The sequence below is a fragment of the Bacillus safensis FO-36b genome (assembly GCF_000691165.1).
Lineage (GTDB): Bacteria > Bacillota > Bacilli > Bacillales > Bacillaceae > Bacillus > Bacillus safensis.
In genome coordinates, this window is the sequence record NZ_ASJD01000001.1 from 371,458 (window position 1) to 394,953 (window position 23,496).

Genomic DNA, 23,496 nt, shown 5'->3' on the forward strand with positions numbered 1-23,496 from the left:
TCATAAAGAGAGCTGCGGTTGAATAGTGATAATTGAAAAGATGTTTCATGATAAGGGAGATGACATCGTGTTTTATCACATCAAAGAATTGCAATATGAAGCAAAGCCCTCAAAGCCTGATGCGGTTTATGCAAAGAAATTACAAGAAGTATTAGGCGGTCAATATGGTGAAATCAGCGTGATGATGCAATATTTATTTCAAGGCTTTAATTGCCGGGCAGATCAAAAATATAGGGATTTATTATTTGACGTAGGAACAGAGGAAATTGGTCATGTCGAAATGCTGGCAACGATGATTGCGCGTTTACTTGATAATGCACCAGTTAAAGAACAAGAAGAGGCGTACCAAAGTGATCCTGCACTTGCAGCTGTCATGGGCGGAATGAACCCGCAGCATGCGATTGTTGCAGGTTTAGGGGCAATGGCAGCGGATAGTCAAGGATACCCGTGGAATGCCAAATACATCATTTCAAGCGGAAATTTAATGGCGGATTTCAGAGCCAATTTAAATGCAGAGGCCCAGGGCCGCCTTCAGGTCACAAGACTTTACGAAATGACAGATGACCGCGGCGTCAAAGATATGCTCTCCTTCCTCATTGCTCGTGATACATACCATCAAAATATGTGGCTTGCCGCAATTAAAGAATTAGAAGAGCGAGAAGGAGATGTCGTCGTACCAACCACCTTCCCTCGTTCACTAGAAAAACAGCAAGTATCCTATGACTTGTTTAACTTCTCAAGAGGGGAAGAAAGTAAGCAAGGCAGATGGGCACATGGCCGCAGCATGGATGGAAAAGGAGAGTTCAGATATATTTCTGCACCTGTCGTATTCGGCTCTGCACCAAAGCTCAAACCCGCACCAAAAGAACTATTTAACACACCAAAAAAGGGTGAATAAAAAAGTCGATCAGGTTTTTGTGCCTGATCGACTTTTTAACGTCCGAGAGTTCTTCCGTATACACTGACACGTTTCTCTAATAATGCAAAGGCTAATTCAAAGACAATGCTCAGCAGCCAATAGATCAAAGCAGAGACGAGATAAGTTTCTAAAAACTGATAGCCGTCATTTGCAATGATCCGGGAAATACCCATGATTTCGAGTACCCCAATTGTAAACGCAAGAGATGTCGCTTTTAATAACTGAACGAGCTGATTGCCTAGGTTTGGTAAGGCCACAACAAATGCCTGCGGCAAAATAATACGTATCATCGCCTGACGTGTGGTCATGCCTACAATTTTTGCCGCTTCAAGCTGCCCTTTGTCTACTGCCAGAAGTGCACTTCGGACCACCTCTGTTAAATGAGCGGCTGAATGCAGGCTGAAGGTAATAAGAGCCACAGCTAAAGGGGAGACCATATCCGGATGAAAGGTCAGTCCGAATGTGCCGCTCATACTGGTTAGAAGAAAAGGGAGCCCATAAAAGAAAGCGAACAGTTGAACAATAAGCGGCGTTCCTCTAAAAAAGGAGACGTATAGCGTAACGAGCTGTCTGAGTACAGGGATGCGAAAGAGGCGAATGAAAGCAAAAACAGATCCGATCACAAGACTCACAGCCATGGAAACAAGAGCAATTAATAAGGTGAAAGGAACACCTTTTAGAATATGTGGTACTTGGTCAATCGCAAATGGAATATCAATGGTTTGCATCAAATCGCCTCCTTAACGTGACAGACTGGTACGGCCTTTTACAAATTTCTTTTCAAGCAGCATGGTGACTAGTTCAATGCTCATACAAATGAGCCAGTACACAATCGCAATGATCACATACACTTCAAACATGCCGATTCCATAGTTATTTCCTAAGATGATCTTCACCTGTCCCATAATATCGATGAGTCCGATCGTAAAGGCAATCGCCGTGTCTTTCACAAGATCAATGGTGTAATTTCCGAGGTTTGGCAGGGCAATGAGAAAGGCCTGCGGGATAATGATCCTGATCAAGGCCTGTGTATCTGTCATCCCCACAATGTAGGCGGCTTCCAGCTGATCCTTCCCAACAGACGAATACGCACTGCGAAAAACTTCAGATAAATAAGCCCCCGTATGTAAAGAGAACGTCATCATCACAAATAACACACGATCCCAATGATTGATTTGAATTCCTGCCACAAGTAAAAGCTGAGGAAGTCCAAAATAAATTAAGAATAACTGAACAATTAATGGCGTACTTCGTGTAAAAGATAAATAGATAACAGCCAATTGCTTCAGCACTGGGATTTGTTTTATACGAATGCATGCAAATAAGAGCCCTATTATGATGGCGAAAAACAATGACACCGCAATAATGAGAAAAGTGAGTGGCAGGCGTTCAAGCACCTGTAAAAAGATTCGCAGCCAATCTCCAGCTGTAAACGTCATGACGCTTCCTTCCTTTCTTCATATTGATAGCCTTGCTCTGAGATGTAGTCAATATCTTGAAAGAAATCAACCCCAAACCACTTTTTCGCAAGCTTAGGTAGTGTTCCATCATCAATCATCTCTTGTGTGACCCGGTCCAAATCTGCTGCAAGCTGCTTCTCACTCGGCTGTAAGACAAGATAAATCGGCTCCTTTGACACAATGCCGCCAACTTTGACCTTTAGGTTGAGATGCTTTTGTATGGTATCGAAGGTCGAAATATTCATAAAAGCCGCATCAGACCGTCCGCTTTCAACGCGCTTTAAGTTGAGTTCATTTGAAGGGCTTTCAATGGTTGTCAGCGGAATATCTGGATCATGTTCTTCATTATATTGATTTAATATGGAACGCAATCCGCCGCTGGGACTGACAGGAGCGAGCTTTTTTGATGTCATATCATCAAGCGATTGAATATCCCGGTTTGATTCATTCACAATTAATCCTGTCATCGAATAGCCGTACGGAACTTGAGGGTAAAGAAACCGTTTTTCGCGTTCAGGGTTACTGAAAAACCAATTAGCTGCCATTTCAAACTTCCCTGCGCCAACACCAATTAAATTGGATTCTTCCTCGCCAAAGATGTAATCAAAATGTATGTGTGGAAGTCTTTTTTCCACTTCATTTAAATAATCAATGTTATAGCCAATCGGTTCGTTTCGGTCATTTGTGGCTAAAAAGGGTGGATTGACCTCTGCACTCAGTGCGACTTTCACAATTTGTTTTCCATCATCTGTTGTTGTTTTCACACTGCTGCAGCCAATCAGGGAGAGGAGAATCAGAAGGACACCAGCTGTCATGAATGCTGTCTTTTGCTTCATATGTCTTCCTCCGATCCTTGCCACATTCCGCGATGAATCCTAGATAAAAATTGTTTCGTTCGTTCATGCTTAGGCTTCATGAGGACGTCTTCTGGGGAGCCTTTTTCAACGATTTCTCCATCTGCCATAAAGATCACGGTATCCGCTACGTCCTTTGCAAACGAAATTTCATGCGTCACAATGACCATCGTCATCCCTTGGCTCGCAATATCTTTGATCATTTCAAGGATTTCTCCGACCATCTCTGGGTCAAGTGCGGACGTTGGTTCATCAAACAAAAGCACCGCAGGATTCATCGCAAGAGCGCGGGCAATTCCAATCCGCTGCTGCTGACCGCCAGATAATTCACTCGGAAATGCATCCTTTTTATGAAGCAGTCCAATCCGCGCTAAAAATTGCTCTCCAACCTTTTCAGCTTCTTTTTTAGACATGTTTTGGGACACAATCAATCCCTCTGTAATATTTTCAAGTGCTCGTTTATTTTGAAACAAGTGATAATGTTGAAACACCATGGAAGATTGCTGCCTTAGTTTTAAAAGATCTTTTTTATGATATCGTTCAAATTGAATCGTGGCTTCTCCAACAGTCAGCTCTCCTTTGTCTGGAATGTCGAGGCTGTTTAAACTGCGGAGAAGTGTTGTTTTTCCTGATCCGCTCGGTCCAATAATTGCGACCACTTCACCTTCTTGTACGGTGAAATCAATGCCTTTTAACACATGGGTCTGCCCATAAGATTTATGTAGATTAGTAGCTGAGATCATAAAAGCATCACGTTCCTTTGACAGATGTACTTAATATTGATAAAATTTAACACATTAAATCCTATAAGTAAAGTGTGTTTTATTCATTCCGATTGGAAAAATGAGATATCATAGATTGTGAGAAACAGAGGAGTTGGATACGTTTTGTCTAAAGCATTATTTGTCGATACCGATTTTCAAAAAACATGGCTTAATCAGCTGGAATCTCTTCGTGAAACGATTGAACAAAACGCAAAAAAACATGATGAAGGCGCTTATTTTCCTAAACAGAATATCGAATCATTAGTAAACATGGGATATACAGCCCTGTCTCTTCCCGCTGAATATGGAGGCGGGGGTCAATCTGTAACAGATATGGTTCTATTTCAAGAAACGCTTGGCAGCATGGACGGAGCGACTGCCTTATCGATTGGGTGGCACCAAGGAGTTGTTGGTGAAATTTATGAAAAGAAACTATGGAATGAGAAGCAGCTGCAATTCTTTGCGGAAGAAGTGAAGAAGGGCGCCCTTGTCAACCGCGCTGTGAGTGAGGCGCAGACAGGCAGCCCAACAAGAGGCGGCAAGCCTGGGACAACAGCGATGAAATCAGGTGATCGCTGGGTGATCAATGGACGTAAAATTTTCACAACAATGTCACCAGCTCTCACATACTTTTTAGTCGGCGTATGGATCGAAGAAAAAGAGGCGATGGGATTCTTCTTAATTCACCGTGACACAGAAGGTGTTTCTATAGAAGAAACATGGGATGTTGTCGGCATGAGAGGAACAGAAAGCCATGATTTAATCTTAGATCAAGTTGTGGTATCAGATGATATGCTTGTTGAAGTGCAAAAAGGACCTCGGGGCGGTACGTTAAACCCTTGGATCGCCCATATTCCTTCCTGCTATTTAGGAATTGCACAAGCGGCAAGAGACTATGCTGTACAGTATGCCATCACACATTCACCGAACAGTATCAGCGGAACGATTAGTGACCTGCCGAATGTCCAAACACTGATTGGCGAAATTGATTTACTACTAAAGCAAGCACGCCACGTCATCTATTCAACGACAACATTGTATGAAAAGCCTGAGAAAAGAGAGCTGTTAATCAATGAATTCGGTGCTGTGAAGCATACAGTCGTTAATCATAGTCTGCAAGTGGTCGATAAAGCCATGCGTTTAGTCGGTGCAAAAAGCTTAAGCCTCGGCTGTCCGCTTCAGCGTTACTATCGAGATATCCGGGCTGGGCTCCATAACCCGCCAATGGATGATATGACGATTTCAAAAATTGCGAAGCAGGCCATTGAAGAGAAAAAAGAAAGCTAATATGATCAAAAAGCCGGATGAAACCGGCTTTTTTTATTTGGCAGAAAAGAGGACAAGCGTACCTTATGTCTCATCACTCAGGCATGCTACAATCGATACAAATCATAGGAAAAGGAGCGATTTTTTTGAAGAAAAAGCATATGAAATGGCTGTTTTGCACCATCATGCTGATGGCATTTTGTATCGGCCAGCCTTCATCAAGTGAGGGAACATCTCCAGCGTGGTCAGTAGATGAATTCATGAAAGACCGAGAAGGCACATTTGTCATCCAAGAAGTAAAAGAAAAATCGCCATGGGTGTATAACAAAAAAAGAGCGAACGAGCGATTTGCCCCACAATCGACATTTAAAGTGGCAAATGCCCTCATCGGACTCCAAACAGGCGCAGTGAGAGATGAATACGACATCAAATATTGGGACGGAGTGAAAAGAGAGATTGATAACTGGAATAAGGATCATACACTGGGCTCTGGCATGAGAGATTCAGTCGTCTGGTACTATCAAGCCATGGCGCGTGACATCGGAGAAGAACGCATGAATCATTGGGTGAAAGCCATTCATTATGGGAACGAAGACATATCTGGCGGAATCGATCAATTTTGGTTAAGCAGTTCGTTGAAACTTTCTCCAGTAGAACAAGTCCATTTCCTCAAACAGCTATATGAAGAAAGTCTTCCATTTGACCTGTCTGTCATGAGAACCGTCAAACGAATGATGATACAAGAAGAAGAGAAACATGCCACCCTATACGGAAAAACAGGCTCCGGCTCAGGCATCGGCTGGTACGCAGGCTTCATCAAACATGAAAACAAAACCTACATTTTCGCCACAAATATCGAAGGCACCGGACTAAAAGCAAAAGAAATTACCTATCGTATTTTGAAAAAATATCATTTGATGGAAGCATCCGTTTAGGATGCTTTTTTATATATAAAAGGGGATATTTTGATAAGATGATGATATATGGGTTAGTTTTAGGAAAATGATAGTGATATCACATGAGAAGGAGGCTTTTTGCTTGAACCAGCCTGAGCCCTTATTTGTTCGTTCAGAAAAAGAATTCAGGTTCTATCAGAATTTAGTGGATCATGTATTTGATCAAAATAAAGGGCTGCCACAGCAAGTCTTCCGTAAGAATTTTGATTGTTTTTTGTTTCAAGAGTTTGATTGGGCATTAAGTGATGATATTTTACCAACAATCAAGGAGTTATCAAATTCAACACGTGATAGAGAATTTTTGACCGCAGTCCTTAAGCCAGATCCAGTTGATTACTATTTGAAGGAGTTTGGTTATTATCATTGGCTGAAAGCGAGTGTGAACATTTCAGGTGAGGATTATGTAAATGCACTATGGACGCACCCAAAAGGTTCTATAGCGGATAATATAATTACGAACTCAAACATAGTGGTTTGGTTATCCCGTTCTTTGCAGTGGGCGATTCTAGCAGATAGAGATTTGGAAATTTGTATAATAGGTATGGTATCAAAAAAAGAGTGTCCCCAAAATATTTTATTAGAAGAAGGATGGAAACCACTGGATCATCCTGATTTAGCAAATTGGTTAGAACTGTTATTGAAGGATCAAAAAACATTCAATGAATATTTCAGTCAATTGCTATCAAATTATTCGTAATGTTCATGAGGTTTGAAGTGGAGAGTATCAATGATTTGATAAAATAGCCAAAGAAATGATCATCAGTCACCCGAAGATATGAGAGGAGCATAAAGTGAAAAAATTATTTATATCCGATCCAAAAGAACTTGAACAGGTTCAATCGTTTATTCATTCGCTCGTTCACAGTACAAAAACATTCCCTGATCAAGTGTTTAAAACAAAAAAACCTCATTATTTATTTGAAGAATTTCATTGGTTGTTATCAGATGATAGCTGGGAGATGTTAAAAGGTTTAGCTTTGAAACACAGAGATAAATACATACTAATGGCTGCTTTAGATGATTCGAGATGTATGAATGATTTTTATCGGGAATTTGGTTATTATCCTTGGGTGAAAATTCCTTTAAATATAACACCAAGTGATTACCTTGATATCTTAACGGATTAACCGATACATAGCGTAAATGATAGTTTAATGAATATTGCTTCACGTGTGATATGGATTTCCCCTTCTGCGAAATGGATCATTTATGGCGAAAGGGGTTATGAGATTGGAGTATTAGCTATTCATCAATTAGAACAGATGAATAGCCAAACGTTAAAAACGTGGAGAACTTTAAATGAGGTTGTATTAGGTTGGATTTCTGTTGTATTTCCAAATCAGAAACTTCCAGAAGATATTAGAAATGAATTCATTCAAAATTACACAAATATTGAATAATAAGGACTATATTCTTCTTAAATTTTAACCTGCCTAAAAGCATTGAGAGAAAGGTGTAGTGGATCCATGAACACCAGCCAAGATAAACAAGAATTAATCAATGATTTGAAGCAGCGCTATCAATATTGTTTTCATTCCGCTTATCCAGAAGATATCGTATCTTTTGAGGAGGAAACTGGTATGTGGTCCGATGATTTTTATGAATTTTTCACTCTTGTGACAGGCAGCTTAAGTTATGTGATCGATCATAAACGAATTCCAAAAAAACAGTTAAACGTGCTGCGTCAGTCATTTGAAGAGCAATACCCTCAAATCAAATCATTTCAACACGTCCTTGAATCGTATCCTTTATTACATTCCTATGTCCAGTACCATGAAGAAACAAGAAAACGAATCATTGCATTTATACAATAACCTCTTGGAGGATAAACTATGACATGGTTTTTAGATGAAAAATCCAGAATCTAATTCTTGATTTCGATGTCAACCCTCTAGAGCAAATCAATGAATTTCACCACTTTAAGGAGTATAATGAATCTTACGACTTGATCAATTGTATTGCTCTGCACATCCCATATGAATTTAGTTTCGTGCTAGTTTATCTACATATCTGCTGAAACTCGTGCTTCCCCATCCCAAACATAGAAAGGTGCAATGACATTGAATCGATTCATGAAATGGCTCTTATTTGCGGCGGTCATCGCTGGTTTATTGGTATGCGCATTCTTTGTGTTCCGTTTCAACCAGCCTAAGCCGACAACCAATATCCATTATGCAGACACACAAAACAAACAGCAAACACTCGATATGTATATGCCAAAGGGCAAAGATGAATACAAAAAGAAGAAGCATCCTGTGATAATCTATCTCCATGGCGGCGGCTGGACAGGCGGCGATAAGAATAGAGTCGCTTCAAAGGCTGATTATTTTACAGGTCAAGGGTATGTGTTTGTTTCAATGAATTACAGGCTTCACCCTGATGCCAACTATGAGCAGATGGCAGATGATACAGCAAACGCCATTAAATGGGTGAAGGATCATGCAGATGAATATCAAATCGATTCATCAAAAATCAATGTCATGGGTCACTCAGCGGGCGGTCATTTGACTGCATTGGTTGCCACAGATTCGACCTACTTAAAACGTGTGGGGCTGTCGCCAAAAGCGATTAATTCCATCGTGATTTTAGATGGGCCGTTAAACCTCAATCAATTTATACAAGCCATCCCATCGTACAAAAAAGTCTTTGGCAAACAAGAGAAAAATTGGACAAAGGCATCACCTGTCACTTATATGAATCAAGCGAATGTACCTCCTGTCTATTTGGTCACGGGCTGGGAAAATCCTGAGGTGTACCGATTTGCAGAAAAACTAAATCATGATAAAGGCTCTCGGTTTGTTTTTCGGGTTCATACGTTAAGCCATAGTGATCTGAACAAATGGTTTGGATCAGACAGAGCGCCAAAAGAAGCACAAAAAATGACAGAGGCTGTGATGGCTTTTGTCAAAAAACAAAATCAATAACGAAGACCGTATGCTTGGGCAATTCATTTTGCCGCAGTATATGATAAAGCGTAAATGGTTTGAAATTAAAGGAGTGTATGTTGTTGTCATCACGAATGGAAAATAAAGTATTCAATTGCGAAAAAGAGCTGACGCTGAATATTATCGGCGGTAAGTGGAAAATGCTGATTTTATGGCACCTTGGCAGAGAAGGGACAAAACGTTTTGGTGAGTTAAAGTCGTTAATGCCTGGGATTACGCAAAGAATGCTTGTCAATCAGCTAAGAGAATTAGAGGAAGATCACATTGTGCACCGGGAGGTTTATCCTGTCGTCCCGCCAAAGGTTGAGTATTCTCTCACAGAACTAGGAGAAAGCTTAATGCCGATTTTAGAGGCGATGTATGATTGGGGAAAACAGTATCTCGACAGTAATTTTTTAAAAGATGATAAATAGAAAGATGACCGATTGTAGGCAAAGGGCTAAAATAACTTTATTTTAGCCCTTTGTCTTTACGCTGAGATACTGGCCAAAAGACAGTATCTTTTTTGTAACCATATGCGGAAAAGTATAGTATGTAAAAAAAAAGTGCGTACTTGGATTGCGTCCATCCTGTTGTTATACTCATTTCATCGTTCAAGATGCATCATCCGCGGAGCTCTTGAAGATGAGATGAAAAACGGGAGTGAAAGTTGATGAAATTACAATTAGCATTAGATTTAGTGAATATACCAGAGGCAATTGAGCTGATCAAAGAAGTAGAAGCATCCATTGATGTGGTCGAAATTGGGACACCTGTTGTGATTAACGAAGGGCTTCGTGCTGTAAAAGAAGTCAAGCAGGCTTTTCCGAATTTACGTGTACTCGCTGATCTGAAAATTATGGATGCTGCCGGCTATGAAGTGCAGCAGGCCTCCGAAGCAGGAGCAGATATCGTCACCATTCTTGCAGCGGCAGAAGATATGTCCATTCAAGGAGCGGTGAAAGAAGCAAAAGCAAGAGGAAAACAAATTTTAGTTGATATGATTGGCATCAAAGATATCGCAGGCCGTGCAAAAGAGCTGGATGCGCTTGGAGTCGATTATATTTGTGTGCATACAGGCTATGACCTGCAAGCGGTTGGTCAAAACTCATTTGCTGACCTTATGACAATTAAACAAGTCGTCAAGCAGGCAAAAACAGCGATTGCAGGCGGAATTAAGCTTGATACGTTACCTGAAGTCGTGAAATTAAACCCTGATTTAATCATTGTCGGCGGCGGTATCGCAAGCCAGGACAATAAAGCAGAAGTAGCGGCACAAATGAAGCAGCTGATCGCACAATCATGAAGACCAGCGACTATGTGAAGGCCATTTTAAATGAGCTTTCTGAGCATTCGCCAGCCATTCAAGACGAACAAGCAGAGCGCCTAGTCACAAGTATTTTATCTGCACAAAAAGTCTTTGTGGCAGGTGCAGGCAGGTCTGGTTTGATGGGAAAATCGTTTGCGATGAGACTTACGCATATTGGCGTCAAGGCTTATGTCATTGGAGAAACGAATACGCCTTCTTTTACCAAAAAGGATCTCTTGATTGTGGGGAGCGGCTCTGGTCGCACAGAGTCTTTGCTTGTCCTTGCAAAAAAGGCAAAAGCAATTGGCGGAAAAGTGGCAGCGTTCACGCTTTCTGCTGAGTCACCTTTAGCTGATCTATCGGATGAAGTCATCTTATTGTCAGGTGCACCGAAGGATCAACAGGAAGGAAGTCATCATACCATTCAGCCAATGGGTTCACTATTTGAGCAGCTGCTTCTTTTGACTTACGATGGGGTCATTTTGCGGTTAATGGAAATGAAAGAGCTCGATACACATACAATGTACGGTCACCATGCAAATTTAGAATAGTCATTTTCAACGCCTTTCCTTTCTTAAAAGGAGAGGCTTTTTCATTTCAATCAAGCCCAGAATCTTGACATAACCGATTTGATGTAACTATAATAGTTACATCGTTAAAGAAAAAGTGCAAGCACGGAAGGAAGATGAACATGAAAGTACAAATTTGGTCAGATATCGCCTGTCCTTTTTGTTATATAGGAAAAAAACAGCTGGAAACAGCGCTAGAACAATTCCCAGAGAAGGACCAGGTAGAGATAGAGTTTAAAAGCTTTGAGCTTGATCCCCACGCACCTGCTCAAGTCGATCATGACGTTCATGATATGCTCGTCAAAAAATATGGCATGAGCCGCAGCCAGGCCATGGCGATGAATGAGCAGGTGAAGCAGGCCGGCAAAGAGAAAGGGATCGATTTTCAATTTGATCCGCTCGTGTTGACCAACACCTTTGATGCCCATCGATTGGCGCAATATGCTGGTCAAATGGGGAAAGGCGATTTTGTCATGGGAGAACTGTTTCAAGCATATTTTACAGATGGAAAGCATGTTGGTGATCGTCAAACCCTTTTACAAATTGCAGAAAAAGCAGGTCTTGATGAGAAGGAAGTACAGCAAGTTTTGGGCAGCGAAGCATTTACCGATCATGTCCGAAAAGATGAACAAGAAGCGAGACAGCTTGGTATCAATGCTGTTCCGTTTTTCTTGATCAATGACAAGTATTCAGTTGCAGGTGCGCAGCCGGCCGATACGTTCCTGCGCGCACTTGAAACAGCTTGGACAGAGGAAGCAGCTCAAGCAGAGAAAGCGTCTGCCAATTCATTTGAAGCAGCATGTGCAGATGGCGTATGTGCGGTGCCTACCCCTAAAGAAGAAGCGTAATAGGCAAGTTCCCTATCTTTCTAAAAGATGGGGATTTTTTCTTGTTTTAATATAAAGGTTGCTTTATACTTAAGTTATCTTAATTATGAAGGTGATAAAAGTGACATCCAAAACAGCTATGATTCAAGAGCTAAACAATATCGAAGCCCGCATCCATCAAAAGCTCCGATTAGAGTTTGAAGAATTATTTGTAGATGAGTTAACCGATAAGCAGCATATTGTACTAAATTTTATTGAGCAGAAAGGGGGAAGTTCTCCTATTCAAATTGCCCAGCAATTAGGGATCACTCAAAGTGCAGTGAGTCAATTGTTAAACACGCTTGAAAAAAAAGAATGGATTCGCCGCAGCATTAACCCGAATAACCGGAGGGAATTGCATGTTGAACTTTCTGAGAAGGCAAAAACGTACCTTGAGAATATGCGAAAGGTAGAGCTTGCGATTATTGAAAAATATTATTCAGCATTATCCTTCGATGAGATCTCCACATTGACATCGATTTATGAAAAGCTTGATCAATTGATCCCACATCAAAACGAAGAGAAAGGAGGAGAATGAATGACGCTCAAACAAGAAGTACAGAGAATCGCTTCCTCTTATACAGAGAAAAAGAAGGAGGCGCTGCTTGTGATCGGACTGATTCATCAAGGGGAAACGCATGTCTTTCATTTCGGGGATCACCCTATACAAAAGCGAGTGCAGCCAGAGGATGTCATTTTTGAGATTGGCTCGATTTCAAAAGTCTTTACGACAAGTATATTGGCAAGCATGATGCAAAAAGGGCAGATGAAACTCGATAATTCGATTTCTCTGTATTGTCCTCACATTCGAAAGAATCACCCCATTCAAATAGAGCAGCTGGCAACCCATACGTCTGGTCTTCCTCCGCATCGTCTTCTTAGAGATTTGCAGCTATGCTTCCTTCCTAAAGTGAGAAGAGATATGTTCTGTCAGTATTCACTCGATGAATTAATGAAACTGTTAAATTCGAAAAAGTGGAATCAGCCAAAAAGCTTTCCATCTCGTTATTCCAATGTGGGTATGGGGCTGCTTGGTTTAATCATGGGCTGGTCTCGTCACAAAACATATGAACAGCTATTGATGGAATATATCGTGGATGAGCTTCATCTATCAAGTACCTTTATTACGATTAAGGATAATGTAGAAGCAAAGATGATCTTAGGGCATCGGGAAAATGGAAAAGAGGTTCCGCCGCTTCATATGCTTGACTATCAAGGAGCTGGCGCTATTCGCTCGACCATCACAGATTTATTGTCATTTCTCTCTAGCCATCTACACGCAGATGCGGATTCTTTTTGGAAAATCACGCATGAACCAAGACGGGATATGGGCAGGAACATGTCAATGGGACTCGGCTGGGTCATCGATGACACAGGACTCATTTGCCATAATGGGGCGACGTCTGGATTCTCCAGTTTCATGGGCTTCCGCCCGCATTCAAAAACAGGCGTGGTCGTTTTATCCAACTACCGTAATCGAATCACGCAAGACTCTCCCGATCGTATAGCGTATGATCTGCTGGATATGCTGGAATCTAAAATAAAATGAGCCACTTGGAGTAGGGGCTCATTTTATTCGTTTGATCGTTTCACCTGGAACCAATTCAGGCTCGTAAAACGTTTGATCAGGGAGATTCTTTTTTCCTTGTACTTTTTTAATCATCCAGTCAGCTGCATCCCGGCCCATTTGCTCCTGAGGATGGGTCAGTGTTGTCAGCTTCACATGGGCATTTTTCTGGGCGATATATGAATTATCCTGTCCAATAATCGAGAGATCATCTGGAATGGACAGCCCGATTTCGCTGCATACATTGGCTACTTCTAAACCCACCTCGTCGTTATAGCAAACAAGGGCAGTCAGCTCATGCCTGTGCGCCATCAGGAATGTGGAAATTTGCTCCCCTAAATGCTGCTTCGATTCTGTATCGAAAAAAAGCACATGCTCAGGCAGGAAATTAAGCTTCGCTTCACCTAGCGCCTGAATATAGCCCTTCATCCGATATTTTCCCTGTAAATCATCTGTTTTTGAAATAAGCCCAATTTGCTGATGTCCAGAGGTGATCAGCTCTTTTGTGGCTAAATAGCTGGATTTTACATCATCCAAACAGAGAAAAGGAACCTCTAACTGCTCATAATAGGCATTGATCATAATGAGCGGTACATCCTGTTCTTTAAAGGATAAATAGTACGAGATGTTTGGGTTATATAAATTGCTTTTCGTCGGCTCGACGATAAGTCCGTCCACACCAAACGACAGCATCATTTCAAGCGCTTTTTTCTCCTGCTCAACATCGTTATTTGTACTTGCCAGTAACAAGGAATAGTTCTCTTCGTTTAAACGGCTTTCAATGCCTCGAATGATAGAAGGAAAAATGTAATCGGATATGTATGTTGTAATGACACCAATCGTTTTCATATGTGCATGTCCCGCAGGTTTTGTTTGATATTGATTGGTCACAAATGTGCCTGAACCTTTTTCGCTGCGCAAAAATCCTTCGCTGGACAATTCCAAAATGGCTTTTCGAACTGTATGTCTGCTTACTTGATACATGTCTTGCAGGCTTGATTCGGTTGGAATACGCTCCCCGATCCGATAATCCCCTGTGAGTATTTTGCTTTTTATATCATCAATAATGATCTGGTACTTCTTTTTCATCGTTTCACTTCTTTCTCAGTTGATCATCTACTCGGATTGAGAAGAAATTGTATGGACATATTTTAACATGGTTGTCGGATCAAAAACAGGCGCTTCCCTTTTCTGTTATGACCCCTTCAGAAAAAATGAAAGTTTTTGTCGCATTATGTATGTACAACTATATTTATTATTGACATATGTACGTACAAATATTATATTGTGATTGTACCAGAGAATCAATGAATCTAGAAAAAGAAAATTGAAACCGCTATCAAAAATGGGGGTGAACGTAGAGTGGATCTCAAAGAGACGGCCAAAGCCTTGAAAGAAGGACGGACATCTTTAGGCATTGAATTTGGTTCAACACGAATTAAAGCGATTTTAATAGATGAGGAATTTCAGCCAATTGCACAAGGTGCATATGAATGGGAAAGTTTTCTCCAAGATGGAATATGGACGTACAACTTAATTGATATCATTACAGGTCTGCAAGTGGCGTATCGAGAGATGAAAGAACAGGCCGAGCAAAAGTATGGTGTGACCATTCAAACCATTGGCTCAATCGGGGTATCAGCGATGATGCATGGCTATGTGGCATGTGATCATACAGGAGAGGTTCTCGTTCCGTTCCGAACATGGCGGAATGGAACGACCATCGAGGCGAGTCAAAAGCTGACAGACGTATTTCAATTTCATATTCCAGAAAGATGGAGCATAGCCCATTTGTATCAAGCGGTATTAGAAGAGGAAAAACATCTATCCCGATTAGAATATATGGCCACTTTGTCTGGATATATTCACTGGCTGTTAACCGGAAAGCAGGCAATTGGTATTGGCGATGCGTCAGGGATGTTTCCAATTGATGAACAAACGAAGGACTACAATGAAGAAATGCTCCAGCAATTTGAAGCATTGATTGCAGAAAAAGGCTATCCGTGGAAGCTTCGGCACCTTCTGCCGCGTGTTTATTTAGCAGGCGAAGAGGCAGGCATGTTAACGGCAGCAGGGGCAGCCATTTTGGATCAAGGAAAACATTTGCAGCCAGGCATTCCATTTTGCCCGCCGGAAGGTGACGCTGGAACGGGAATGGTGGCGACAAACAGTGTAGAAAGACGGACCGGGAATATTTCTGTTGGGACGTCGGTTTTTGCCATGATTGTGCTGGAGCAGGATCTAAAAGGTGTGTATCCAGAAGTGGATCTTGTCACGACGCCGGATGGACTGCCAGTTGCAATGGTTCATGCGAATAACTGTACAAGTGACCTAAACGCTTGGATGAATATATTCAGAGAGGCATTTGAAGCACTTGGCCTGCAAGTGGAGTCAGAAAGGTTATACGAATCCTTATTGCAGCAAGCTTTAAAAGCAGATCGAGATGGCGGCGGACTCTTAAGCTATGGCTATTACTCTGGTGAAAATATTACGAGACTGCCAGAAGGAAGACCTCTTTTTGTCAGGTCTCCTGAAAGCCGCTTTAACCTCGCTAATTTCATGCGAACCCATTTGTTCTCCGCTTTTGGTGCTATGAAAATAGGCATGGACCGGTTAAAGGAACAGGAACATGTAGTGATTGACCGCTTACTAGGGCATGGGGGATTATTTAAAACACCGCTTGTTGGACAAAAAATGGTTGCCGCAGCGCTGAATACACCTGTATCAGTCGTTTCAACAGCCGGAGAAGGCGGTGCGTTTGGGATGGCTGTCCTTGCTTCGTATATGGTCCATCAGCAGCAGCAAACATTGGCTGAATTTCTCACCCATCGCGTATTTGCCCATACATCAGAAGAGCTCATGGAGCCCGATCCACTCGATGTCAAAGGCTTTTACGAATTTTTAAAGCGCTATCAAAATGGTCTTGCGATTGAAGAAGCAGCGGTAGCGCATCTCATGCCAAAGAAAGGAGTGACGACGGTATGCTAGATCGCTTAAAAGAAGAAGTGTATCAAGCAAATTTAGATTTGCCAAAATACGGACTTGTGAAATTTACATGGGGCAATGTCAGTGCATGTGATCGTGACAGTGGTTTGTTTGTGATTAAGCCGAGCGGCATAGCGTATGACCAGCTATCAGCAAAAGATATGGTCGTGGTGAACTTTGATGGTGAAGTGGTGGAAGGAGAATTGAGTCCTTCGTCAGATACAGCTACACATGCAGTTCTTTACAAACACTTTGAGGAAATTGGCGGCATTTCACATAGCCATTCCATGTGGGCAACCGTTTGGGCGCAGGCAGGACTTGATTTACCAGCAATGGGCACAACACATGCCGATACATTTTACGGCGCCGTTCCGTGCGCTCGTTTTCTAACAGAAGAAGAAGTCAATCGGGGTTATGAGGTAGAAACGGGCAAGCTGATCATCGAAACGTTTGAGAAAAGAAACCTAGATGTGATGGCGGTGCCGGGTGTATTGCTTCAAGGGCATGGTCCATTTACATGGGGGAAGGATGCTAAAAGTGCGGTCACAAACAGTGTGATTTTAGATGAAGTCGCCAAGATGAATCTTTTTGCCAAGCAATTGAACGAATTTGCTGAGCCATTGCCGCAGCGAATTTTAGATAAACATTACTTAAGAAAACATGGAAAGCATGCGTATTACGGACAAAAACCTTCAAGATAAAGAAACGAGGGATATTTATGTTAACAAGCCTGAAAAAAGAGTTTTGGTTTATCGTTGGGTCACAGCATTTATATGGTGATGAAGCACTGAAAAAAGTAAAAGCAGATGCACAAAAGATGACGGATGCTTTAAATGAGAGCGGTTTACTTCCTTATCCAGTGATCTTGCAGGACCTGGCTGTCAGTGCCGATCAAATCACAAAGCTTATGAAAGAGGTCAATTATCGCGATGAAGTTGTCGGTGTGATGACGTGGATGCATACATTTTCTCCAGCAAAAATGTGGATACGCGGCACCAGTCTTTTGCAAAAGCCTCTTTTGCATCTTGCTACACAATATTATGAAAAGATTCCGTGGGACACGATCGACATGGACTATATGAATCTCCACCAATCCGCACATGGAGACAGAGAATATGGCTATATTAATGCACGTTTAAATAAACAAAACCAAATTGTGACCGGTCATTGGTCAAAGCCGGAAGTGCAGCAGCAAATTGCGGATTGGATGGATGTTGCGGCTGCCTATCATGAGAGCTTTCACATCAAAGTAGCCCGGTTTGGTGACAACATGCGGCATGTGGCTGTGACAGAAGGCGATAAAATCGAAGCACAGATTCAATTAGGATGGACCGTTGACTACTTTGGAATAGGCGATCTCGTCGAATATGTAAATGCAGTAGATGACGAAGAGGTAGATGCATTATTTGCTGAGTATTTAACGCAATATGATGTGAATTATGGAACGTATTCAGTTGAAGAGTGGGAAAAAAGTGTCAAGGTGCAGGCGCGATATGAGATCGCCATCAAACGTTTCTTAGATGAAGGCGGCTATCATGCCTTTACAACAAACTTTGAAGATTTACATGGGATGAAGCAGCTGCCTGGACTTGCGGTACAGCGGCTGATGGCAAAGGGCTACGGCTTTGCTGGGGAAGGTGATTGGAAAACGGCCGCACTGGACCGCTTATTAAAAGTGATGAGCCATCATCAATCCACTGGTTTTATGGAGGACTACACATATGAAATGACGTTTGGAGAGGAAGCAGTGCTGCAATCTCATATGCTGGAAGTAGATCCAGCGCTCGCCCATACAAAACCTGTCATTGTCGTGTCTCCACTTGGAATTGGAAACCGGGAAGATCCAGCACGTCTTGTGTTTGATGGAAAAGCAGGCGAGGGTGTCGTTGTCTCTATAGCGGATTTTGGAACACATTTCAAATGGCTCATACAAGAAGTCGAAGCCTTTGAGCCAGAGGAAGCAGCACCTCATTTACCAGTTGCGCGTGTATTGTGGAAAATCAAACCGAATTTTCAGGATGGCGTCAAAGCATGGATTAAAGAAGGCGGGGGCCATCATACAGTCGTGTCTCTCAATTTAAAGGTTGATCAAATTGTTCACTTTGCAAAGCTAGCCAATGCAGAATATGTGGTTTTATAGAAGGGGGAAAGGTCTTCTACTGGTTACAGTAGAAGCATCGGGTGAAATGAAAGCGGTTAATTAAGTGAGGGGGTCATCCACTTGGAGAAAAAAGTGTCAAGCAAATTTATCTTCTTTTTCGGGTCCTTTGCAGGCATCTTATTTGGATATGATATTGGGATTATTGCAGGGGCAGAGGGACATATTCAGGAAGAATTTCAGCTCAGCCCATTATGGCTTGGAATCGTTGTCTCTTCATTAATGGGCGGGGCCATCATTGGCTCCATCTTAAGCGGTCTCTTAGGGGATAAATTTGGCCGCAGAAAACTCATTTTGGTCTCATCCGTGATCTTTTTTGTCGGGGCGATCGGATCAGCTGTCGCACCAGAAGAGATTTCACTCACCATCGCTCGAATCTTTTTAGGGACAGCAGTAGGAACAGCTTCATCTTTGGTTCCTGCTTACATGTCTGAAATCGCTCCTGCTAAAATCCGCGGGAAATTATCTGGGCTCAATCAGCTCATGATTGTAACGGGTCTATTGCTCAGCTATATTGTTGCGTTTGTGTTTGAGCCCATCCCGGACAGCTGGCGCTGGATGCTGGGAAGTGCCGCTTTATTTGCGATCGTGCTTTATATTGGCATGCTGAAGCTTCCTGAATCTCCGAGATATTTGATTAAACACGGAATGGCTCATAAAGCACGGGAAGTATTAGGATCACTGCGTTCTTCCCGTGAAGAAATCGAATCAGAAATGCAGGAAATTTTAGAAGTCGCCAAAGAAGAACGCTCGGGGATTCGTGAATTGTTTCAAAAGAAATTCCGAATGGCTCTTTTCATTGGGGTTGGAATGGCAACCCTTCAGCAAATTCAAGGCGCGAACTCCATTGTCTATTATGCAACGAGTATCGCTCGGAATGTAGGTCTTGCGCCGCAGGTCGCCGCAGGTTTTACAGTCATTGTCGGTGTCATTTTCGTCGTCACGACCGTGATCTTTTTACAATTTGTTGACCGCTTCGACCGCCGAACGATTCTCACCGTAGGGGGATCGGGCATGGCCCTTTCTTTCTTTGCTCCAGCCGCATTAGGGGCACTTGGCGTTAGTGAAGGAATTTTAAACTGGGTGACATTGATTTCACTTTGCTGCTTTATTTTGTGCTATGCCTTCTCGTGGGCACCGATCACTTGGATCATCATCGGCGAAATCTTCCCGCTTTCTGTCAGAGGCATCGGAGCAGGTATCTCTTCTGCCTTTAACTGGACCGGATCGTTAGCAGTTGGACTTGTTTTCCCTATTCTGGCTGATCAATTCAGCTTTGGGGTCATTTTCTCCTCATTCGGAGTCATCTGCTTAATCGGGCTGTTATTCACCCGATTTGTGCTAGTCGAGACAAAGGGAAGAAGCTTAGAGCAAATCGAAACCGATATGGCTGCACGTGTATAAATTTAAGAAAACCATCTATCCCATGTGGGTAGATGGTTTTTTTACTCAAGCGTCTGTTTGAGCTCATTTGGCAGTAAATCAATCAATTGATCATAGGAAGACAAATCCAGCACTTCAAGCAGTGCGTAATATTTCGCGTAAATTTCACTCAGCTGATCAGGATGGTTTGTTTGATATTGATTCAGATGTAATTGAGTTAGTTCAAGTGCAATGTCTAGCTTGTTTCGTTCGAATGGCTGTGTCGTGTTGATCATATCGTTCACCTCTTATTTGATAATGAGTGGAAAAAATGCATTGAATAAAAAGAGCTGATGTTTTGTTTTCATGGATGACCTGTCTTCCTAAGTTATCATTTGTATAATATGTTAAAATTGTCCTTTTGTAAAGATGGAGAAAACGAGGTCGATAGTGGATTTTTTTTAAAATAGACAAGCATCTAATCACGAAAGGTGTCTCTGACATACGATAGAGTGTAAGTGAAAGACAACTTGAAGGGGTGTTGAGATGAGCCGAAATCGATTAGATGATTTCTTCTTTGGACCTCGCAGAGGAAACCAAGGAGGAGACGAAACGGTTGTTTTCCCCACACGTCAAATTGTCAACACAAGAACGAATGAACAAACGATCAGAAAAATTCATCCAACGCATATCACAAACGTCAATAAAAACATCAAAAGAATCGAAAACTACTATCCTGTCACTGAATCGACTCACAACGAGTATATTGTAGAAGAATACGATTGCGGCAGTGATTTTAAAAACCCTTGCTGCCGTCCGGTGAAGCGCTGTAAGTGGTAATGAAGGGGGCATCCTTTTATGGGATGCCTTTTGTATGTCTAATGCTCCATTTCATTTAATTGTCCCTGATCCAGCTGGAAGAAACGATTTCCTAACTCTGAATAAAGGTAGCGCTGATGGCTTGTAAATAAAACACATCGATGAGAGAACTCTTTTTTTAATAAAGAAATCGATTGTATTTGAGAGTCTTCATCAAGAGAGGTAAAAGGCTCGTCAAGAATGATCAGCTCTGGAGATCTTGCCACCATACAATTAAAGAAAAGTTTATATCTCATGCCCAATGAATACTGTTTGACAGGCATTTTTAGGGCATGAGTTAAATCAAATGTATCACAAAGCGATAGAAAGGTCTCTTTGTATAAAACCTTTTCCGACTTTTTCATTTTCCATAAAGACTGGATAAGCTCCATATGCTCGAAACCAGTGAGCGCATCATAGACTAAAGGTTTATCTGGGATGTATGCTACCAGACTTTTATATTGAGCGGTTCCAGGGTGATGCTGCTCGTTAAGTAAAATCGTTTCTGATGCTGAAGGAAGCAGACCTGCGATGATCTTTAAAAGTGTCGATTTACCGCTGCCGTTCTTTCCAATAATACAAGCTCGATCACTTTCTTTCAGATCAAATGACACATGATCGAGAAGGGGAGAATTCTCTTCTGTTGTTTCATAGCGAAAAGATAGCTGAGACACTTGAAGTTTAGCCATTGATGAATCCTCCAATAACAAACGCAGTCGTCACAAGCATATACAAGATCACAGTTGCTAAGGCAGCTTTTTTTGATCCTTCAGCATAGTAAATAATTCCATCATAAAGGATCCGTAAAAGATATAAGTTGAATAAGAAGGAAACTATTTGAATCAAGAGAAAATAGTGATCTAATTGTAACACCATCACACAATAGATCGCTGCACTATTCACTAATAAAAGAAATGCATTATAAACCAAAATAACAAGATACATTTTGCGTAGAATAAAAGCTTTATGAAAAAAATACATATAAATAGAAGTTAGGACAGTACTGAGAAAATTTAAAATGAAATAAAGCGGGATTGTCAGCAAAAAGATAAAAACAATGCTGGCAAGTTGTTTCCCAGTGGATAAAGGTTCATCTACTAACAAATCAATAATAAAAAATGTTAAAAAGACAGTCGACACAAATAATGATAGTAAGACAAGGCCTACAATGGTTTTAATTGATTGATTCTGATTGAAAAATTGCTTAGGACGTAGAAGTAGCTCCATGGAACCGCATTCTCCTTTCTTCTATGGTAGATGTACATGGCTAACGTATTGCTCTAAAAGAGATGCCATGAATAAAAGAATGGCTGCTGCAAAAATCAATTGAAGCACAGTTAGAGTCAGTTTTTTTAATTCAATTGTTTCTCCTTTTATAAATCGATAGAGATAAATAAAAGGATAAGAGCTGACGATTGAAAACAGAATTAATCCAAGGACTTCTACGAAAGCATGAGGCAGGAGTCCTGTGAATAGCTGCTGCGCTTTGTGAATGACAATCAAATACTGAACGAGTTTGCCGATAATGTAGCCGTTGTAAAAAAGAATGCCTGCAGACATGATGCCGCCTGTAAAAGCTCCAATTCCTAATATCGCCATTCCAACTTGTAAATTGTTTAAGAAAATAGATAGAAAAAACATCTCTTCATCCTTTTTAAGATAAGGAATCTGATCATAAGGAAGAAGGCTTCCGATTAGCACAGCTGCAATAAAGATAGCAGCGTAGAGGTAACCGAGGCGTAGAATCAGTCTATTCTCCGATATAAAACATCTTATTTTTTTCAACATATTCAATCCCTTTATAGATGGTCTTGCGGCATAACACCCAGCAAATCACTGAAACGATCACAAAATATAAAGCAAACAGAACGCTTATGAGACTTGTAGAATGCTGCAAAATAGGTAGAAAAGAGGTCAAGATCATATAGTACATGAAAGGCAACACGAGAAAATTCCTTGCAAAGGCCTGTCCTTTATCGATAACTTCTATTTCTTCATTGGTTGTCCCTATTTCATGCTCGTGAATAAAATTGAATTTTGTTGTGAATGGAAACAAATACAGCTGAATCAATGGAAAAATGTAAAAGCCAATCCCCAATGCCACCAATTGAATGAGCATCTGAACATCAAAAAGGTGATATACACTCATGATTGATAGATTAATGAAAAGTAGAAAGAGTGATGGTATAGAAAATAAACAATAAAATAACTGGATTTTTGATAAGAAAAACTGCATAAGAGATGTTTGAGAAAGCTCATAGAGCCAAATATTCTTTTTTTCAGCACTCAAAGAAAATATAGAAGGGGTCAGCATTCTCATTTCATATGTTTGATTAGCTAAAATCATCACATTTAATGTGAATAATATCTGAATTTGCAAAGCTTGATGATCAATAAGCGAGATCAAACCTGTCATAACCCCGACATAGAAGAAGGCTTCATATGACATGAACATATAATTAAAAAACTCTTTAGACAGCAGCCACCTTTTTTCTTTTAACACCTTAAGGTCTTTTTGAATCAACATATTCTTTTGAAACAGCGAGCCCTGAATTTTATCAAGTGCTTGAAAGTACCAATAATATAAATCTCTAAAATGTTTTGAGCTTTGATCATGCTCTTTCCCAGTCGGAATCCAGCGAACAGGAGTCTTCATGACGAGTGTTGCAGCTAATATCA

At 41.3% G+C, this 23,496-nt stretch carries 27 protein-coding genes and 1 pseudogene; 18 read left to right on the forward strand and 10 right to left on the reverse strand.

Going from position 1 to position 23,496, the window contains the following annotated elements; translation table 11 throughout:
* Positions 1-67 precede the first annotated feature (67 nt).
* Entirely contained in the window at positions 68-898 is an 831-nt protein-coding gene (locus BA81_RS01825; RefSeq protein ID WP_034280749.1) for a manganese catalase, read from the forward strand.
* A gap of 35 nt (positions 899-933) precedes the next feature.
* Here the strand turns inward: BA81_RS01825 and BA81_RS01830 are convergent, their stop codons facing one another.
* From BA81_RS01830 to BA81_RS01845, 4 genes are read right to left on the reverse strand one after another with little or no spacing between them, the layout of a single operon-like run.
* Positions 934-1,647 carry an amino acid ABC transporter permease gene (locus BA81_RS01830; RefSeq protein ID WP_034279995.1) on the reverse strand — a complete coding sequence of 238 codons (714 nt, stop codon included), beginning with the start codon at positions 1,645-1,647 and terminating at the stop codon, positions 934-936.
* 12 nt (positions 1,648-1,659) lie between these two features.
* The gene (locus BA81_RS01835; RefSeq protein WP_025092844.1) at positions 1,660-2,358 is read right to left on the reverse strand and encodes an amino acid ABC transporter permease; all 699 of its coding nucleotides are present in this window, start codon (positions 2,356-2,358) and stop codon (positions 1,660-1,662) included.
* A complete protein-coding gene (locus tag BA81_RS01840) occupies positions 2,355-3,215 on the reverse strand; it encodes an amino acid ABC transporter substrate-binding protein (protein WP_024427907.1) in 861 nt (286 codons plus the stop codon). Before BA81_RS01840 ends, BA81_RS01835 begins: the two co-directional genes overlap by 4 nt.
* The gene (locus tag BA81_RS01845; protein ID WP_034280000.1) at positions 3,212-3,976 is read right to left on the reverse strand and encodes an amino acid ABC transporter ATP-binding protein; all 765 of its coding nucleotides are present in this window, start codon (positions 3,974-3,976) and stop codon (positions 3,212-3,214) included. The genes BA81_RS01840 and BA81_RS01845 overlap by 4 nt, the downstream gene beginning before the upstream one ends.
* Positions 3,977-4,120: 144 nt before the next feature.
* Here BA81_RS01845 and BA81_RS01850 point away from each other — a divergent pair, with 144 nt between their 5' ends.
* The 12 genes and pseudogenes from BA81_RS01850 to BA81_RS01905 all read left to right on the forward strand — a co-directional run bounded on the left by BA81_RS01850 (position 4,121) and on the right by BA81_RS01905 (position 13,436).
* Complete coding sequence (locus BA81_RS01850; RefSeq protein ID WP_034280002.1) at positions 4,121-5,284, forward strand: acyl-CoA dehydrogenase family protein; 1,164 nt, start codon at positions 4,121-4,123, stop codon at positions 5,282-5,284.
* A gap of 125 nt (positions 5,285-5,409) precedes the next feature.
* Positions 5,410-6,198, forward strand: coding sequence for a BPU family class D beta-lactamase (blaBPU, locus tag BA81_RS01855; RefSeq protein ID WP_034280751.1), 789 nt, complete (start codon positions 5,410-5,412; stop codon positions 6,196-6,198).
* A gap of 103 nt (positions 6,199-6,301) precedes the next feature.
* Entirely contained in the window at positions 6,302-6,916 is a 615-nt protein-coding gene (locus tag BA81_RS01860) for a hypothetical protein (protein WP_034280005.1), read from the forward strand.
* A gap of 94 nt (positions 6,917-7,010) precedes the next feature.
* Positions 7,011-7,619: pseudogene (locus BA81_RS01865) on the forward strand (hypothetical protein).
* A gap of 66 nt (positions 7,620-7,685) precedes the next feature.
* The gene (locus BA81_RS01870) at positions 7,686-8,033 is read left to right on the forward strand and encodes a YxiJ family protein (protein WP_034280008.1); all 348 of its coding nucleotides are present in this window, start codon (positions 7,686-7,688) and stop codon (positions 8,031-8,033) included.
* A gap of 240 nt (positions 8,034-8,273) precedes the next feature.
* On the forward strand, positions 8,274-9,143 hold the full coding sequence (locus tag BA81_RS01875; protein WP_034280011.1) for an alpha/beta hydrolase: 870 nt from the start codon (positions 8,274-8,276) through the stop codon (positions 9,141-9,143).
* 77 nt (positions 9,144-9,220) lie between these two features.
* Complete coding sequence (gene hxlR, locus BA81_RS01880) at positions 9,221-9,577, forward strand: transcriptional activator HxlR (RefSeq protein WP_029708013.1); 357 nt, start codon at positions 9,221-9,223, stop codon at positions 9,575-9,577.
* A gap of 239 nt (positions 9,578-9,816) precedes the next feature.
* Positions 9,817-10,449: a 3-hexulose-6-phosphate synthase gene (gene hxlA, locus BA81_RS01885; protein ID WP_024423080.1), complete on the forward strand. Its 633-nt coding sequence runs from the start codon at positions 9,817-9,819 to the stop codon at positions 10,447-10,449.
* Positions 10,446-11,003 carry a 6-phospho-3-hexuloisomerase gene (hxlB, locus tag BA81_RS01890; RefSeq protein ID WP_034280016.1) on the forward strand — a complete coding sequence of 186 codons (558 nt, stop codon included), beginning with the start codon at positions 10,446-10,448 and terminating at the stop codon, positions 11,001-11,003. The genes hxlA and hxlB overlap by 4 nt, the downstream gene beginning before the upstream one ends.
* Before the next feature lie 140 nt (positions 11,004-11,143).
* On the forward strand, positions 11,144-11,869 hold the full coding sequence (locus BA81_RS01895) for a DsbA family oxidoreductase (RefSeq protein WP_034280019.1): 726 nt from the start codon (positions 11,144-11,146) through the stop codon (positions 11,867-11,869).
* A 100-nt stretch (positions 11,870-11,969) separates the two neighbouring features.
* A complete protein-coding gene (locus BA81_RS01900; RefSeq protein ID WP_051627316.1) occupies positions 11,970-12,425 on the forward strand; it encodes a MarR family winged helix-turn-helix transcriptional regulator in 456 nt (151 codons plus the stop codon).
* Positions 12,426-13,436, forward strand: a complete 1,011-nt coding sequence (locus tag BA81_RS01905) for a serine hydrolase domain-containing protein (RefSeq protein ID WP_034280022.1) — start codon at positions 12,426-12,428, stop codon at positions 13,434-13,436.
* An 18-nt stretch (positions 13,437-13,454) separates the two neighbouring features.
* Here BA81_RS01905 and BA81_RS01910 read toward each other — a convergent pair whose 3' ends face one another.
* A complete protein-coding gene (locus BA81_RS01910) occupies positions 13,455-14,543 on the reverse strand; it encodes a GntR family transcriptional regulator (protein ID WP_025092855.1) in 1,089 nt (362 codons plus the stop codon).
* A gap of 273 nt (positions 14,544-14,816) precedes the next feature.
* Between BA81_RS01910 and BA81_RS01915 the strand changes: the two genes are divergently transcribed.
* The 4 genes from BA81_RS01915 to BA81_RS01930 all read left to right on the forward strand — a co-directional run bounded on the left by BA81_RS01915 (position 14,817) and on the right by BA81_RS01930 (position 20,001).
* Positions 14,817-16,442 (forward strand): xylulokinase, encoded by a 1,626-nt coding sequence (locus tag BA81_RS01915; RefSeq protein WP_034280025.1) that lies wholly within the window; start codon positions 14,817-14,819, stop codon positions 16,440-16,442.
* Positions 16,436-17,140 (forward strand): L-ribulose-5-phosphate 4-epimerase, encoded by a 705-nt coding sequence (locus BA81_RS01920; protein ID WP_034280028.1) that lies wholly within the window; start codon positions 16,436-16,438, stop codon positions 17,138-17,140. Before BA81_RS01915 ends, BA81_RS01920 begins: the two co-directional genes overlap by 7 nt.
* 17 nt (positions 17,141-17,157) lie before the next feature.
* Positions 17,158-18,579 carry an L-arabinose isomerase gene (gene araA / locus BA81_RS01925; RefSeq protein ID WP_034280031.1) on the forward strand — a complete coding sequence of 474 codons (1,422 nt, stop codon included), beginning with the start codon at positions 17,158-17,160 and terminating at the stop codon, positions 18,577-18,579.
* Between the two features lie 81 nt (positions 18,580-18,660).
* Entirely contained in the window at positions 18,661-20,001 is a 1,341-nt protein-coding gene (locus BA81_RS01930; protein WP_034280034.1) for a sugar porter family MFS transporter, read from the forward strand.
* A 41-nt stretch (positions 20,002-20,042) separates the two neighbouring features.
* On the opposite strand, the gene BA81_RS01935 is transcribed toward BA81_RS01930, so the two are convergent.
* Positions 20,043-20,255 (reverse strand): hypothetical protein, encoded by a 213-nt coding sequence (locus BA81_RS01935; RefSeq protein ID WP_024427922.1) that lies wholly within the window; start codon positions 20,253-20,255, stop codon positions 20,043-20,045.
* Between the two features lie 250 nt (positions 20,256-20,505).
* Here BA81_RS01935 and BA81_RS01940 point away from each other — a divergent pair, with 250 nt between their 5' ends.
* A complete protein-coding gene (locus BA81_RS01940; protein ID WP_034280037.1) occupies positions 20,506-20,799 on the forward strand; it encodes a spore coat protein in 294 nt (97 codons plus the stop codon).
* Positions 20,800-20,837: 38 nt separating this feature from the next.
* Here BA81_RS01940 and BA81_RS01945 read toward each other — a convergent pair whose 3' ends face one another.
* From BA81_RS01945 to BA81_RS19885, 4 genes are read right to left on the reverse strand one after another with little or no spacing between them, the layout of a single operon-like run.
* Positions 20,838-21,506, reverse strand: a complete 669-nt coding sequence (locus tag BA81_RS01945; protein ID WP_034280040.1) for an ATP-binding cassette domain-containing protein — start codon at positions 21,504-21,506, stop codon at positions 20,838-20,840.
* Positions 21,499-22,044: a hypothetical protein gene (locus BA81_RS01950; RefSeq protein WP_034280043.1), complete on the reverse strand. Its 546-nt coding sequence runs from the start codon at positions 22,042-22,044 to the stop codon at positions 21,499-21,501. The genes BA81_RS01945 and BA81_RS01950 overlap by 8 nt, the downstream gene beginning before the upstream one ends.
* 21 nt (positions 22,045-22,065) lie before the next feature.
* Positions 22,066-22,605 (reverse strand): stage II sporulation protein M, encoded by a 540-nt coding sequence (locus tag BA81_RS01955; RefSeq protein ID WP_227001674.1) that lies wholly within the window; start codon positions 22,603-22,605, stop codon positions 22,066-22,068.
* Positions 22,568-23,473 carry a hypothetical protein gene (locus tag BA81_RS19885; RefSeq protein ID WP_231122779.1) on the reverse strand — a complete coding sequence of 302 codons (906 nt, stop codon included), beginning with the start codon at positions 23,471-23,473 and terminating at the stop codon, positions 22,568-22,570. Before BA81_RS19885 ends, BA81_RS01955 begins: the two co-directional genes overlap by 38 nt.
* Positions 23,474-23,496 lie beyond the last annotated feature (23 nt).

What these genes read in the sequence shown, in the direction of transcription:
- BA81_RS01830 (WP_034279995.1), bottom strand. Translation starts at nt 1,647, where the DNA reads ATGCAAACCATTGATATTCCATTTGCGATTGACCAAGTACCACATATT.
- BA81_RS01835 (WP_025092844.1), bottom strand. Translation starts at nt 2,358, where the DNA reads ATGACGTTTACAGCTGGAGATTGGCTGCGAATCTTTTTACAGGTGCTT.
- BA81_RS01840 (WP_024427907.1), bottom strand. Translation starts at nt 3,215, where the DNA reads ATGAAGCAAAAGACAGCATTCATGACAGCTGGTGTCCTTCTGATTCTC.
- BA81_RS01845 (WP_034280000.1), bottom strand. Translation starts at nt 3,976, where the DNA reads ATGATCTCAGCTACTAATCTACATAAATCTTATGGGCAGACCCATGTG.
- BA81_RS01870 (WP_034280008.1), top strand. Translation starts at nt 7,686, where the DNA reads ATGAACACCAGCCAAGATAAACAAGAATTAATCAATGATTTGAAGCAG.
- BA81_RS01875 (WP_034280011.1), top strand. Translation starts at nt 8,274, where the DNA reads ATGACATTGAATCGATTCATGAAATGGCTCTTATTTGCGGCGGTCATC.
- hxlR (WP_029708013.1), top strand. Translation starts at nt 9,221, where the DNA reads ATGTTGTTGTCATCACGAATGGAAAATAAAGTATTCAATTGCGAAAAA.
- hxlA (WP_024423080.1), top strand. Translation starts at nt 9,817, where the DNA reads ATGAAATTACAATTAGCATTAGATTTAGTGAATATACCAGAGGCAATT.
- hxlB (WP_034280016.1), top strand. Translation starts at nt 10,446, where the DNA reads ATGAAGACCAGCGACTATGTGAAGGCCATTTTAAATGAGCTTTCTGAG.
- BA81_RS01895 (WP_034280019.1), top strand. Translation starts at nt 11,144, where the DNA reads ATGAAAGTACAAATTTGGTCAGATATCGCCTGTCCTTTTTGTTATATA.
- BA81_RS01905 (WP_034280022.1), top strand. Translation starts at nt 12,426, where the DNA reads ATGACGCTCAAACAAGAAGTACAGAGAATCGCTTCCTCTTATACAGAG.
- BA81_RS01910 (WP_025092855.1), bottom strand. Translation starts at nt 14,543, where the DNA reads ATGAAAAAGAAGTACCAGATCATTATTGATGATATAAAAAGCAAAATA.
- BA81_RS01920 (WP_034280028.1), top strand. Translation starts at nt 16,436, where the DNA reads ATGCTAGATCGCTTAAAAGAAGAAGTGTATCAAGCAAATTTAGATTTG.
- araA (WP_034280031.1), top strand. Translation starts at nt 17,158, where the DNA reads ATGTTAACAAGCCTGAAAAAAGAGTTTTGGTTTATCGTTGGGTCACAG.
- BA81_RS01935 (WP_024427922.1), bottom strand. Translation starts at nt 20,255, where the DNA reads ATGATCAACACGACACAGCCATTCGAACGAAACAAGCTAGACATTGCA.
- BA81_RS01940 (WP_034280037.1), top strand. Translation starts at nt 20,506, where the DNA reads ATGAGCCGAAATCGATTAGATGATTTCTTCTTTGGACCTCGCAGAGGA.
- BA81_RS01945 (WP_034280040.1), bottom strand. Translation starts at nt 21,506, where the DNA reads ATGGCTAAACTTCAAGTGTCTCAGCTATCTTTTCGCTATGAAACAACA.
- BA81_RS01950 (WP_034280043.1), bottom strand. Translation starts at nt 22,044, where the DNA reads ATGGAGCTACTTCTACGTCCTAAGCAATTTTTCAATCAGAATCAATCA.
- BA81_RS01955 (WP_227001674.1), bottom strand. Translation starts at nt 22,605, where the DNA reads ATGTTGAAAAAAATAAGATGTTTTATATCGGAGAATAGACTGATTCTA.
- BA81_RS19885 (WP_231122779.1), bottom strand. Translation starts at nt 23,473, where the DNA reads ATGAAGACTCCTGTTCGCTGGATTCCGACTGGGAAAGAGCATGATCAA.